Origin of the sequence: Hyphomonas beringensis (assembly GCF_000682755.1) — a bacterium.
GTDB lineage: Bacteria > Pseudomonadota > Alphaproteobacteria > Caulobacterales > Hyphomonadaceae > Hyphomonas > Hyphomonas beringensis.
This window is the reverse complement of record NZ_AWFF01000032.1, coordinates 166,651-179,105: the sequence shown is the minus strand read 5'-3', so window position 1 is coordinate 179,105 and position 12,455 is coordinate 166,651. Positions and strand designations below refer to the sequence as shown.

Annotated in this window: 12 protein-coding genes; 6 read left to right on the top strand and 6 right to left on the bottom strand. The window is 58.8% G+C overall.

The window, feature by feature from the left end; all coding sequences use genetic code 11:
* Position 1 precedes the first annotated feature (1 nt).
* Positions 2-1,408 (top strand): M16 family metallopeptidase, encoded by a 1,407-nt coding sequence (locus tag HY29_RS07555; RefSeq protein ID WP_034794967.1) that lies wholly within the window; start codon positions 2-4, stop codon positions 1,406-1,408.
* A 3-nt stretch (positions 1,409-1,411) separates the two neighbouring features.
* Here the strand turns inward: HY29_RS07555 and HY29_RS07550 are convergent, their stop codons facing one another.
* Together HY29_RS07550 and HY29_RS07545 are read right to left on the bottom strand one after the other, a co-directional pair.
* A complete protein-coding gene (locus HY29_RS07550; RefSeq protein WP_034794965.1) occupies positions 1,412-2,362 on the bottom strand; it encodes an NUDIX hydrolase in 951 nt (316 codons plus the stop codon).
* On the bottom strand, positions 2,359-2,979 hold the full coding sequence (locus HY29_RS07545) for a YfbR-like 5'-deoxynucleotidase (RefSeq protein ID WP_034794963.1): 621 nt from the start codon (positions 2,977-2,979) through the stop codon (positions 2,359-2,361). Before HY29_RS07545 ends, HY29_RS07550 begins: the two co-directional genes overlap by 4 nt.
* A 456-nt stretch (positions 2,980-3,435) precedes the next feature.
* Between HY29_RS07545 and HY29_RS19175 the strand changes: the two genes are divergently transcribed.
* The gene (locus HY29_RS19175) at positions 3,436-3,585 is read left to right on the top strand and encodes a hypothetical protein (RefSeq protein WP_155836564.1); all 150 of its coding nucleotides are present in this window, start codon (positions 3,436-3,438) and stop codon (positions 3,583-3,585) included.
* A 35-nt stretch (positions 3,586-3,620) separates the two neighbouring features.
* Here the strand turns inward: HY29_RS19175 and HY29_RS07540 are convergent, their stop codons facing one another.
* From HY29_RS07540 to ygfZ, 4 genes are all read right to left on the bottom strand, one after another.
* On the bottom strand, positions 3,621-4,742 hold the full coding sequence (locus HY29_RS07540; RefSeq protein WP_034794960.1) for a beta-ketoacyl-ACP synthase III: 1,122 nt from the start codon (positions 4,740-4,742) through the stop codon (positions 3,621-3,623).
* Positions 4,743-4,866: 124 nt separating this feature from the next.
* The gene (locus HY29_RS07535; protein WP_034794957.1) at positions 4,867-5,175 is read right to left on the bottom strand and encodes a hypothetical protein; all 309 of its coding nucleotides are present in this window, start codon (positions 5,173-5,175) and stop codon (positions 4,867-4,869) included.
* On the bottom strand, positions 5,172-5,756 hold the full coding sequence (locus HY29_RS07530; protein WP_034794954.1) for a DNA-3-methyladenine glycosylase I: 585 nt from the start codon (positions 5,754-5,756) through the stop codon (positions 5,172-5,174). The genes HY29_RS07535 and HY29_RS07530 overlap by 4 nt, the downstream gene beginning before the upstream one ends.
* On the bottom strand, positions 5,749-6,561 hold the full coding sequence (gene ygfZ / locus HY29_RS07525; protein ID WP_051601258.1) for a CAF17-like 4Fe-4S cluster assembly/insertion protein YgfZ: 813 nt from the start codon (positions 6,559-6,561) through the stop codon (positions 5,749-5,751). The genes HY29_RS07530 and ygfZ overlap by 8 nt, the downstream gene beginning before the upstream one ends.
* A 106-nt stretch (positions 6,562-6,667) precedes the next feature.
* Between ygfZ and HY29_RS07520 the strand changes: the two genes are divergently transcribed.
* From HY29_RS07520 to HY29_RS07505, 4 genes are all read left to right on the top strand, one after another.
* Complete coding sequence (locus tag HY29_RS07520) at positions 6,668-8,002, top strand: dihydroorotase (RefSeq protein WP_034794951.1); 1,335 nt, start codon at positions 6,668-6,670, stop codon at positions 8,000-8,002.
* Between the two features lie 120 nt (positions 8,003-8,122).
* Positions 8,123-8,908 carry an ion channel gene (locus HY29_RS07515; protein ID WP_034794948.1) on the top strand — a complete coding sequence of 262 codons (786 nt, stop codon included), beginning with the start codon at positions 8,123-8,125 and terminating at the stop codon, positions 8,906-8,908.
* A 40-nt stretch (positions 8,909-8,948) separates the two neighbouring features.
* Positions 8,949-10,823 carry a feruloyl-CoA synthase gene (locus tag HY29_RS07510; protein ID WP_034794945.1) on the top strand — a complete coding sequence of 625 codons (1,875 nt, stop codon included), beginning with the start codon at positions 8,949-8,951 and terminating at the stop codon, positions 10,821-10,823.
* A gap of 66 nt (positions 10,824-10,889) precedes the next feature.
* Positions 10,890-12,440, top strand: coding sequence for an acetolactate synthase large subunit (locus HY29_RS07505; RefSeq protein WP_034795198.1), 1,551 nt, complete (start codon positions 10,890-10,892; stop codon positions 12,438-12,440).
* Positions 12,441-12,455 lie beyond the last annotated feature (15 nt).

The window sequence follows — 12,455 nt, the reverse complement described above, 5'->3', positions numbered from 1 at the left end:
GATGAAACGCATTGACCTCATGGCCGGGGCTGCCCTGGCCTTCACGCTGGCTGCGTGCACCACGGCAGAGCCTGTCACCCCAACCGAAGTGACTGAAGAAGTTACCGCCGAGCTGGTCGAAGAAGAGGCCGGGCTCGACGTCATGACGCATGAAGGCGATTTCGCCCAGATCCAGCAATTCACGACGCCGGGCGGCGTTTCTGTGTGGCTGGTGTCTGAGCCTTCCATTCCGATCCTGTCATTGCAAATGGCATGGGAAGGTGGTGAGGCGTCTGATCCCGAAGGCATGGAAGGCTTGGCCGACGCTGTCGTCTATCACATGAATGAAGGCGCCGGGGACCTCGACTCGCTTGGCTTCCAGACGCGTATGGAAGAGCTGAACATGAGTTTCAGCTGCGGCGCGTCCAATCTCTGGACCTCCTGTTCCGCGTCGATGCTGACCGACAATGCGGGCGAGGCCATGGACCTTATCTCTGAAGCCTTTGAAGATCCGCGCTTCGATGAAGGTCCGTTCCAACGTTTCCTGCGTGAGCAGCAGGTCTCGCTGAACACACGTGAGACCAATCCGGGCTATCTTGCCTGGCGGGCGCAGGCTCAGGCGCTGTATCCGGATCATCCCTTAGCGCGGGAAACCTCTGCAGAGAGCGTTGCGTCTCTGACCCCTGAATTGGCCAAGGCGCACATGCGCAAGCTGATGGTGAAGGACCGGTTGCTGGTAACCGCAGTTGGGGCCGTCACGCCAGAAGAGCTGGCGCCGATGATCGATGAAATCGCGGCAAACCTGCCCGAGACCAGCGATCTGCCTGACATTCCCGCAATCGACTACACGGCTGCAGACACTTTCGGTACGTTTGTGGTGCCCCTGCCGCAGCCGCAAAGCCTGGTGCAGTTTGTTGCGCCCGGCGTTGAGCGCAAGGACCCGGAATTCTTTCCGGCCTATGTGCTGAACTACACGTTCGGCGGCGGTGGCTTCAAAAGCCGCCTCATGGACACGCTGCGTGTCCAACAGGGGCTGACCTATGGCGTCTACACATCGCTGAGCTTTGGCGAGAAATTCCAATCCTGGAATGGCGGTGGTCAGACCAAGAATGAAAGTGCTGGCGATTTCATTGCAGGCCTGAAGGACGAGATGAGCAAGATCTCTGAAGGCGGCGTCACCGAAGAAGAACTGGCCGATGCCAAGGCTTACCTGATGGGCTCCTATCCGCTGGCCTTTGATTCCAATGCGAAGATTGCAGGGCAGATGATGTCTGTGCGCCAGGATGAGTTGGGCGTGGACTATTTTGACCGTCGCAATGCGATGGTGGAAGCTGTAACACTCGATGATGTGAATGCGGTTGCGGCCGAGTATCTCGCGCCGGAGCGGTTCAGCTTTATCGTGGTCGGTGAGCCGGAAGGCCTGGAATAGAGGCTAGTCCGCAGTCTTTCGCGGGGCCGAAAGACCAGACGTGGCCAAGCCTGCACTCTTGTCCCGGCAGAATCGATAGAGTTCTGCCGGGCGCCCACCCGTACCGGTTTCCATCGCCCCCGTTCCGGTGACAAAACCTGTCTTGTCCAGCGCGCGGCGGAAATTCTGGGTGTGCAGCGGCATGCCCAGGATAGCTTCGACGGTGCGCTGCAGGGCGCTCAGGGTGAAGCGGTCTGGCATCAATTCAAAAACGATCGGGCGATATTTCAGCTTGCCGCGCAGGCGGGAAATGGCGGTCGCCAGAATGCGGCGGTGGTCTGAGGCCATTACCTCTCCAAGGCGCACATCCGGCTTGGGCAGGCCGGCATCGCGGGCGCATTCGGCCACGAGGCCTGCTTCATACAGCAATTCGTATCTGTCGAGCACACGTTCCTCTACCCAACGCTCGCCCTCCAGCGCAAAGGCAAGGCGCGCGCGCTCAAGCCTCTGGTCATTGCCCAGGGCCCAGGTCATGAGGCGTGGAGCAATCAGATCGTCAATCAGACCAGGGCGGCCATTGCGATGATCTTCCCACGGAAAATATCTGTACCAGGAATGCCATTTGGCCTCGAAGGAAGCACCTGCCGGGCGAGCGTCCGGTGTCAGCGCCAGATATCCGACGGAAATCACGCGGGCATTGGGCGGCGCGCCGGCCAGTGTGGCCTCAGGCGTTTCCCGGTCCTTGTCGCCAAATGTGTAGAGCTGCTCGACATAGCCAAGTTCAAACCCGGTCTGCTCTCTCACCCAGCCGCGCAGGGAGAGGTCAAAGGTACGATGACGTTCGGGATTGAAGACACCAAAGGGCAGGGCGTCTTCTCCTGTCTCGCGCTGTGTAACCAGAACCAGCGGCATGTCTCCTTCCGTGGCCACCATGACGGCGGACAGGCCAATCAGCAGTGGGACAGATGAGATCATGTGGCGGGCCCAATCTTCTTGTTGATCTGGTCATAGCGCTTCAGGAAGGCTTCCTGCGCTTCGGGAATGGCGCTGGGTTTCAACTTAAGCCGGGTTTCTTCCGGCGGCTTCCCAAACAGGCGATTTGATTCTGTCTCGGAGAAGCCTGCCAATTGTACGGCCTCATGCCAGGCGCAGATCAGGTCAGCCTTCTTTATCAGCCGTTTTAGCTTCACCGGCGTTACAGGGGCCAGGCCAAAGCGGATGTGAATGGCTTCCTGCAGACGGCTCTCAATGGATTTGTAGCTGTCACCCAGCAGCGCCTTGAAGGGAGAGATCATGTCTCCGATCACATATTCCGGGGCGTCATGCAGCAGGGCGGTCAGACTGTGCCTGGCCGAGAGTTTAGGGTCCAGCTTGCGGCATATCTGCTCCACAAGAACAGAATGTTCGGCCACGGAAAATGCATGCTCGCCTGTTGTCTGCCCGTTCCAGCGGGCCACACGGGCCAGGCCATGGGCAATGTCCTCGATTTCCACATCCATTGGCGAGGGGTGGGCAAGGTCCAGCCGTCGGCCGGACAGCATGCGCTGCCAAACCCTGGGTGTCTTTGCGGATTGCTTCACACGCGTGCTCATCTTGCCTCCTCTTTACGGCATTGGAGGCAGAGTGGCAAAAGGGTAAATCCTTTGGTTTCAGCGCTGTGTGCAGTCGGGATGAAATCATGCGTCTTGCCAGATGAAAGAGGGGGTGTGTGCCACAATCAGTGGGGCAGGGGATTCGTAAACAAGCTTAGGCAAGGGCGATGGTTTGGAAGCATGAACCATATTTAAGAAAAGGACATGTGGACGGACGAAATTCACAGCTTTCTGTGTTCATAAAAAATACCTTTTAAATCATCGTGTTGCGAGATGCTCGTTAATTGTTCCGCATACGATAGACATAAGGGTAAACAAAAAACGCCCTTCCGGTTACGAAGTCATCGCTTTTCCGCCCCAATTAAAAAAGCTGCTGTTAAGGCCTTCAGGGCAGAAAGGTCACATCAATTTCAGGACACGTCCAACTGGCGTTTCCGGCACAAAGTAGAGGTGACCATGCTTGAATCATTGACGACTGCTTTTTCGACCCAGGCAATTGCTTTTGGCGTATTGCTGATGGGCTGTGGCATCGTCGTGGTTGAGGCTGTTCGCTCAAGCCGTGAAGTGCTTTGGGGCGACATGTTCATGGACGATCTGGACGATTAATCCAGACCGTCTGCCGCCTTTAAAGGCGCACTGCCTCAGGCAGACTTTTCGACAAAAACAGTGCCGGCTGAATAGCCTGCTCCGAAGGAGCAGATGAGGCCTTTGTCACCGGCCTTGAAGTCGTCCGAATGCTTGTGGAACGCGATGATCGATCCGGCCGACGAAGTATTCGCATACGTATCCAGCACTGTAGGGCTTTCATCATCTGACGCTTCGCGACCCAGAACCCGGGAAGAAATCAGCCGGTTCATATTGGCATTGGCCTGGTGCAGCCACATGCGGCGCAGGCCGTCCTTATCCAGTCCCAGTTCATCCATGTGCGTGTTGATCATCTCCGCCACCATGGGAACGACTTCCTTGAACACCTTGCGGCCTTCCTGCTTGAACAGCTTGTCCGGGGCATCGATGCCTTCCGGTGCGGCGCGGTTGAGGAAGCCGAAATTGTTCCGGATATTGTTGGAGAAGGATGTTTTGAGCTTTGTGCCGAGGATGTTCCAGTGCTCTGCCGGTGCGAAATCCTTGTCTTCCACCAGCACGGCAGTCGCCACATCTCCAAAGATGAAGTGGCTGTCGCGGTCAGTGAAGTTCAAATGGCCGGAACAGATTTCCGGGTTCACCATCAGAACAGAGCGGGCGCTGCCGGAGCGGACGAAGTCTGCCGCAGTCTGGATGCCAAAAGTAGCGGAAGAACAGGCGACGTTCATGTCAAAGGCAAAGCCGCTGCAGCCGAGGGCTTCCTGGACTTCGATGGCCATCGCCGGATAGGCGCGCTGCATGTTGGAGGCGGCGCAAATGACGGCGTCGATATCTTCGGGTTTGCGGCCAGCGCGGTCCAGAGCCTGACGCGCCGCATTCACAGCGATTTCCGCCAGGACAGAGATCTTGTCATTCGGGCGCTCGGCAATGCGAGGTGCCATGATGTCCGGGTCCAGCACGCCGCTCTTGTTGATGACATAGCGGGATTTGATGCCAGAGGCCTTTTCGATGAACTCGACTGAGGAGTGAGTCTTCGGCTCGATCGCGCCAGAGGCGATATCTGCTTCGCGCTCCAGATTCCAGTTATCCGCCCACTGGTTGTAGCTTTCGACCAGTTCTGCGTTCGAGATGGAGTGCGGCGGTGTCCATAGGCCTGTCGCCGAAATTACCGGGGTTTTCATCCTAGACCCTCATATTGGCGCCCGCTGTTTCCGGGCGTTCTTGAATTGATTCTTAGGGATTAGCGCGGGTTTAAGGATAGGTCGAGGCTGCTGCACACAGAGAGGTGCTGCCTTGGGGACGGGGTCAGTCGGGAATTTTCAGGCCGGATTCAACTGTCTGGCGAGCTTCGTCAGATGGCACGCCATGGGCTTCCAGCTGAGCTTGCCGTTCCTCAGCCCGCCGCTCTGCCGCTTCCCTGGACTCCAATTCCTGGCGTTCGCGGTCTTCGATAAGGGCCATCTCGGTCTGGATACAGCGGTCGCGTATGTCAGGATTCGGGGCCTTGCTGCATCGGCTCCAGGCTTCGGTACGGCGCGTCTGATCGGCGGAGGCGCAGGCCTGAACCAGCAGAGGGGCGGAAATCAGGGCGGCGAGAAAGAGCGTGCGCTTCATTTGGTCATGTCCTGAACAGCTTTGTGTCTGGGACATGATACATCATGATCGTTGACCATACCAACAGCTTGAGCCCAGGCGTAGACAATAGTGGGACCGACAAATTTGAAGCCGCGCTTTTTCAGGTCCTTTGACATGGCCGCAGACCAGTCCGTTTGCGTCGGCGCGTCCCTGAAATGCTTCCACTTGTTCACGATGGGGCTGCCGTCAACAAAGCTCCAGCAATAGTCTGAGAAACTCTCGCCGGCCTCTTCCATGGCCAGATAGGCCTGTGCGTTGCCGATAAGGGCTTCGATCTTCTTGGGGCTGCGGATGATGCCGGGATTCTTCAGCGCCTTTTCCACACGCTTTGGTGTCCAGCGTGCCAACTTTTCTGCGTCGAACCAGTCGAATTCCTCGCGGATCGACTCGCGCTTGCGCAGGATTGTGATCCAGGAGAGCCCGGCCTGCATGCCGTCCAGCTGCAGTTTTTCCCAGAGGGCCCGGCCATCATATTCCGGCACGCCCCACTCGGTATCGTGATAGTTGCGATACAGCTCATCCGTCAGGGGTGCCCAGGCGCATGGGAATGTTTCACTCATCGGAAGCCTCTGTCAGGTGGGCGTCGACTTCAGCGCGTTGCCAGTCTGTCAGGTCAAAGGTCACCGGCGCATCATTGCAGGTGAAGGTTTTGCCATCCTGTTCGGCCTTGGCCAGGCGATCTGTGCGGATCAGGGCGAGACCGATATTGCCGGAGACACTCGTGATGCTGCCAACAGGCGCGTCGGCCAGTATATCAGCGCCAGCCTCCAACTTGCTGCCGGAGATTTTCACTGTGCGCTTGCGGATCTTGCCCTTGCGCTTCATGCGGCTGGCGACTTCTTGTCCGACAAAGCAACCTTTCTTGTAGTCGATACCGTTCATCATATCCATGTTGATGTCGGTCGGGAAAACTTCCGCGCCGCGATAGTCCGCGCCCCATTCCGGCACGCCCGCGGCGATGCGCGCTGCGTTCCAGTCCTCTTCGGTCATCGGCTCAGCCGCCATGCCGGTCGGCGTGATGGCCCGGTGAGGCAAGGCTGGAGAACGCACATCCACCCAGCTGCCTTCGGTCACGACATCATCTTCCAGCCGGTCAATGGCCACGTCATTGCGCATCCTGAACATCTTCAGGCGCTTTTCGAGATCATCGGCCGCATCCGCATGGACGTCGATATAGATGTTCTCCAGCGACAACATGGCCAGATAATCAGCGATCACCTTGCCTTGCGGCGTCAGCAGAGCGCCATAGCGCATCTCGCCAGTGTTCCAGTTGTCGACAGAATGCGTCACTGTGCGACCGAGAAGGTGCAGCATGTCCGGTCCGGTCAGTCGAATGATGGCGCGATTGGGAAGAATACGTTTCATCTACTTGTTGTAGGTAGGGTTGCAGCCTGTCTCAAGGGCGCCTCTCCAGCGGCAAGGCGCAGAAAACGGCCTTGACTAAACACCCTGACGGTTTCACCCCATCCTCATGACCTATGACATGATCCTGAAAGGCGGCACGGTTGTGACGCCGGGCGGCACAGCCGAGACAGATATCGGTGTGCGTGGCGAGCGAATTGCCTTTATCGGAGACCTTTCCGGCGCAGAGGCAGGAGAGGTCTATGATGCGACCGGCCTGCACATTCTGCCCGGCGTGATCGACAGTCAGGTACACTTCCGCGAACCAGGGATGGAGTACAAGGCAGACCTTGAAACCGAGGCGCGCTCTGCGGCGCTAGGCGGTGTGGTCGCTGTGTTCGAGATGCCGAACACCAACCCCACAACGACGACGCCTGAGATGCTGCAGGACAAGCTGAACCGCGCCAAGGGCCGTATGGATGTGGACCACGCCTTCTATGCTGGGGCGACGCACGAGAACATCCACCTCTTGCCAGAAATGGAGAAGATGCTCGGTTGCTGCGGTGTGAAAGTTTTCATGGGCGCATCCACGGGCGATTTGCTGATCAAGGATGACGAAGGCGTCGAGGCCGTTTTGCGCGCCATCAAGCGCCGCGCCGCATTCCACTCTGAAGACGAGTACCGACTGGAAGAGCGCCGCAAACTGGCCGTCACAGGCGACTGGCAGAGCCATATTGTCGTGCGCGATGTCGAGGCCGCCGTCAGCTCCACCCGCCGCTTGCTGCGCCTTGCCCGCAAGACCGGAAAGCGCATCCATGTGCTGCACATCTCGACGGCCGAAGAAATGGAATTGCTGCGCGACGCGAAAGATGTGGCGAGCGTGGAAGTTCTGCCGAACCATCTAACCCTCACGGCGCCGGATTGCTATGAGCGCCTCAAGGGCTTTGCACAGCAGAACCCGCCGGTTCGCGAGCAGCGCCATCAGGATGCGCTTTGGCGCGCGGTGAATGCGGGCATTGTCGATGTGCTGGCAACAGATCATGCGCCGCACACACGCGAAGAGAAAGAGCGGCCCTATCCGGCCAGCCCCTCCGGCATGCCGGGCGTACAGACCCTGGTGCCGGTGATGTTGACCCATGTGAACAATGGCAAGCTGAGCCTGCAGCGCTTTGTCGAACTGACCAGCGCCGGGCCGCAGCGCGTGTTCGGCCTCGCCGACAAGGGCCGCATTGCCGAGGGCTATCATGCCGACTTCACGGTTGTGGACCTGAAGCGGCAGGAGACGATTACGGAAGACTGGTCCAAATCCAAATGCGGTTGGACGCAATATGATGGTTTTGAAGCCACCGGCTGGCCCATGGCGACGATCATCCGCGGCGGTTTTGTCATGCGCGATGGAGAGATCGTTAATAAGGGCGGCGGTAAGGCTGTTCGCTTCAACGAGACTCTCGAGATGGCGGAATGAAGTCAGGGCGACCTGACCAGGCCGTGGCAGGCTTTACTTGACGTATTCAGCCCATGCAGAGTGGGACAGAGCAGGCCGCGCGAATCTTGAACGCGCAATCCGGGCGCTGGAGTTGGGGTGATGAAACACGAACGCAAGGGGCTGAACCGGCAGCTGTTCTGGCTGTACGAAGGTCACGGAAAATGGCCTTTCATTTTCCGCTGGGCGATGCTGATCTTCGATTTCCTAAGCATCGGATATTTCCTGTGGGCCCCATTCGAGCATCGTGATCGCACCCATGTGGCCTTTGACTATGTGATCGGTTCGATCATTGCCCTGGACTGGCTCGCCAGATTTTACATCGCTCGCCATCGCTGGAATTTTGTCGTTCGGCCGATCAACATTGCGGACGTCATCGTCGTCTTCACAATGTTCGCGCCCCTGCTGGTTTCCAATTTCGCCTTCCTCCGCATCTTGCGGGCGGTGCGCGCCATACGGGCTTTTACTTTTGTGCGCCGTATCAAGGTGCTGACGCCCTTCTTCCAGCGCCATGAGCGCGTGATCGACAAGGTGACGAATCTCATCGTCTTCGTCTTCATCATGGCGGCTGTGGTCTACTCCACGCAGGTTGGCGTGAATGATGACATTCATACCTATATCGACGCGCTCTATTTTACCGTGACTAGCCTGACGACGACCGGTTATGGCGATGTGCTGATGGTTGGAACGCTGGGCCGTGTTCTGTCCATCCTGATCATGGGGCTGGGGCTGACCCTGTTTCTGCAATTGCTTCGCGCGATTGTGGACCCTCGTGACAAGGTGGAACATGAGTGTGAGGAATGCGGTCTGACCTTGCACGAACGCGACGCAATCCATTGCAAGCATTGCGGAGAAGTGATCCATATTCCGACGCGCGGTTTTGACTGACGCGAGAAGATTAAAAAATCTGGGAAGAAACGCTCACATCATGGCTGACACGTCGGACATACCTTTTCGGGAAGTACCCTATCTGCCCTTGAAGCTGGAGGTCGACCGCCGGCCGGATGGGACAATATATCTGAACAATGGACAGCCCCTGAAGGCATGTCCGCCGCATATGCTGGCCCCGCTGGTGAAATGGGCGGCACAGCGGCCGGATACGGTCTGGTTGGCAGAGCGCGACCCGGAAAATTCCGCTGCCGAAGGCTGGAATACGGTCACCTATGAAGCGGGCCTGTCTGCCGTGCGCAGGCTGGCACAAGGTTTTCTGGATGCAGGGGCCGGACAGGATGCGCCGCTGATGATCCTGTCGAAGAATTCTATCTCCAATGCCCTGATCATGTACGCCGCCATGTGGGCCGGCAGCCCGGCTGTGCCGGTGACCCCGGCCTATGCGCTGCTCAGTGAAGATCTGGGACGCCTCAAATATATCGATGGCCTGACCCAGCCAAAGTTCATCTATGTCGAAGATGGCGTGGACTATCAGCGTGCGCTGGATGGGATGGACCTTGAAGGTCGCCTCGTAATCTATAGCGGCCGTGCGCCGGAGCGGTGTGAAGCCGTGCGGTTTGAACAATTCATGCGCGCCCCGACCGATGCAGTGGACGCCGCCTATGACAGGCTGACGCCGGAAACCGTTGCCAAATACATGATGACGTCCGGCTCCACCGGTGAGCCGAAAGCCGTGATCAATTTGCAGGGTATGGTTGCCTCCAATGCGCGGATGATACGCTCTGTGTGGGATGAGGATCGACTCGACGAGATGACGGGTGGCCCGCAGGTGATGTGCAATTTCCTGCCATGGAGCCATACCTATGGCGCTCACTCCATTCTGCACAACATGCTCGACTGGGGCGGCACGCTCTATATCGACCAAGGCGCGCCGACACCTGCGCGTCTGCCAGAGATGCTGCGGAACCTGAAGGATGTCGCCACAACACAGCACACCACAGTGCCGGCGGCCTGGTCTGCGCTCGCCACAGAGCTGGAACGTGATGATGAGCTTGCGGAGACATTCTTCTCCCGGCTTATCTGCATGGCCTATGGCGGCGCGTCCATGGGGCAGGACATTTATGAGCGTATCCAGAATGTTGCCGTGCGCATTACAGGCGAGCGGATCTCGCTGTCTGCGGGCTATGGCGCCACTGAGACAGCGCCAACCGCATCGAACGTGCACTGGCCAAATGACCGGATGGGGCTGATTGGCCTGCCGCTGCCGGGCAACACATTCAAGATGGTGCCCAATGCCGAGAAGATGGAGCTGCGCGTCAAAGGCGTGAACGTCACGCCGGGCTATTTTCGCAATGCCGAAAAGACGGCGGAGGCCTTTGACGAGGAAGGCTTCTACAAGCTGGGCGATGCCGTGAAGTTCGTGGACCCGGACACGCCGGAGCGCGGTCTGGCTTTTGACGGTAGGACGGCTGAAGAGTTCAAGCTGGCGAATGGCACATGGGTGTCAGCAGGCACTGTACGCGTGCAGGCCGTTGCCGCGACGGGCGGGGCCCTGTCAGATGCTGTCGTCTGTGGGCTGAACAAGAATGATGTGCGGCTGTTGGGCTTTGTGAATGAAGCCTGGTGCAAGCGTCTGGTCGGCGAGGACATACCGCTCGGCGAGTTGATCCGGCATCCCGGCGTGATTGCGAAGATCCGCGAGGGGCTGGAGGCGCATAACAAGCATCACCCGAACCCGTCAGCGCGGATTGCGCGCATCCTGCTGCAGGCCGAACAGCCCCGCGCAGATGATGGGGAGATTACCGAGAAGGGCTATATCAACCAGTCTCGCACGCAGGCCCTGCGGCAGGATCAGGTTGAACTTCTTTACTCAGAAAACGCCGCAGAACAGGATACGCTCCTGATCCTTTAGGCGACGGCAAAAATAGACTTGGATACTTAAGAGGGAAACCGGATGACCGACGAGACAGTTCAGACAATGACAGGGGCCGAGGCGCTCGTTTCCACACTGGCCGATCATGGCGTGAAAGCCTGCTTTGCCAATCCCGGCACTTCGGAAATGCATCTTGTCACTGCGCTGGATCATGAACCGCGCATCAAGTCTGTGCTCTGCCTTTTCGAAGGTGTGGCGACCGGTGCAGCAGATGGCCATGCCCGCGTGACGGGCGACCCGGCCATGACGCTGCTGCACCTTGGCGCAGGGTATCTGAATGGCGGCGCGAACATCCACAATGCGCGGCGTGCCTGGACGCCGATGATCAATGTGATCGGCGACCATGCCGTGCCGCACCAGCGCTATGATGCGCCACTGACCTCTGACATTACCGGCATGGCCGGGCCGAATTCCAACTGGATCAAATCCGCTGACAAGGTCAGCACAGCGGGCGAACTGGCAGCGGAGGCTTGGGAGGCAAGCTTCGGCCCTGTGCCGGGGCCTGTGTCCCTGGTGCTGCCGGCAGATACGGCTTGGCTGGAGGGCGGTAGGCCGGGCAAGGCGCGCACACGCCCTTCGCTGCGCAAGCCTGATGACGCCCGCATAGACGCGGCCGCGAAAGCCGTGAAATCCGCCAGCAAGCCTGTGATCATTATCAATGGTACAGCCCTCACCGAAGCAGGCCTTGCGCAGGCTGCGCGCGTGAAAGCGGCGGGTGTGCGTGTGCTGACGGATACATTCTTCCCGCGCCAGGCGCGCGGGGCAGGCCGCTTCATTCCGGACAGGATGCAATATTTTGCTGAAGGTGCGATGTCTGATCTTGGAGGGGCAGACCTCATGCTGATCGCTGGCACACAAGTGCCGGTCGCTTTCTTCGCCTATCCGGGAAAGCCCAGCCTTCTGCTGCCGGAAGGCTGCACGCCCATGGTGCTTGGCGGCCCGGAAACCGACAGCGCCGCACTTCTGGAAGCCCTGGCTGATGCGCTTGGCGTGAAGAAGGAGGTCACAGATGTCGCGCCTCTGGAAACGCCCGGCATGCCGTCCGGGGATCTCAATGCCATGACGGTCGGTGCCTCCATTTCGCGCCATATGCCGGAGGGGGCGTTTGTCTCAGATGATGGTGTGTCCAATGGCTTGCCCAGCTTCCTGATGACCCAGCGTGCACGGCCACATGACTGGATGATGCTGACTGGTGGTGCCATCGGGCAGGGAATGCCGCTTGCCCTTGGTGCGTCACTCGCTGCGCCGGACCGCAAGACGCTTTGCATCTCCGGCGATGGCGCAGGCATGTATACCAATCAGGCGCTGTGGAGCATGGCGCGGGAAAGCGCGAATGTGGTCAACGTCATCTTCGTCAACCACTCCTACCGTATCTTGAATATTGAGCTCGCGCGTACCGGCGCAGGCAATCCGGGCCCTGTGGCGCAGGACCTGCTTGGTCTTGGTCATCCTGAGATTGACTGGGTCAAACTGTCAGAAGCGCAGGGCGTTCCGGCTGTGAACGCGACCAATGCTGAAGAGTTTGATACGGCGCTGGAGCGCGCTTTCGCGGCAGATGGGCCTCAGCTGATCGCAGCGCACGTCCCGGCTCGGTAAGTCTGGCGGGGCGGG

Bases quoted from the DNA above. Each gene is read 5' to 3' on its own strand.
- HY29_RS07555 (WP_034794967.1), top strand. From the start codon at position 2: ATGAAACGCATTGACCTCATGGCCGGGGCTGCCCTGGCCTTCACGCTG.
- HY29_RS07550 (WP_034794965.1), bottom strand. From the start codon at position 2,362: ATGATCTCATCTGTCCCACTGCTGATTGGCCTGTCCGCCGTCATGGTG.
- HY29_RS07545 (WP_034794963.1), bottom strand. From the start codon at position 2,979: ATGAGCACGCGTGTGAAGCAATCCGCAAAGACACCCAGGGTTTGGCAG.
- HY29_RS19175 (WP_155836564.1), top strand. From the start codon at position 3,436: ATGCTTGAATCATTGACGACTGCTTTTTCGACCCAGGCAATTGCTTTT.
- HY29_RS07540 (WP_034794960.1), bottom strand. From the start codon at position 4,742: ATGAAAACCCCGGTAATTTCGGCGACAGGCCTATGGACACCGCCGCAC.
- HY29_RS07535 (WP_034794957.1), bottom strand. From the start codon at position 5,175: ATGAAGCGCACGCTCTTTCTCGCCGCCCTGATTTCCGCCCCTCTGCTG.
- HY29_RS07530 (WP_034794954.1), bottom strand. From the start codon at position 5,756: ATGAGTGAAACATTCCCATGCGCCTGGGCACCCCTGACGGATGAGCTG.
- ygfZ (WP_051601258.1), bottom strand. From the start codon at position 6,561: ATGAAACGTATTCTTCCCAATCGCGCCATCATTCGACTGACCGGACCG.
- HY29_RS07520 (WP_034794951.1), top strand. From the start codon at position 6,668: ATGACCTATGACATGATCCTGAAAGGCGGCACGGTTGTGACGCCGGGC.
- HY29_RS07515 (WP_034794948.1), top strand. From the start codon at position 8,123: ATGAAACACGAACGCAAGGGGCTGAACCGGCAGCTGTTCTGGCTGTAC.
- HY29_RS07510 (WP_034794945.1), top strand. From the start codon at position 8,949: ATGGCTGACACGTCGGACATACCTTTTCGGGAAGTACCCTATCTGCCC.
- HY29_RS07505 (WP_034795198.1), top strand. From the start codon at position 10,890: ATGACAGGGGCCGAGGCGCTCGTTTCCACACTGGCCGATCATGGCGTG.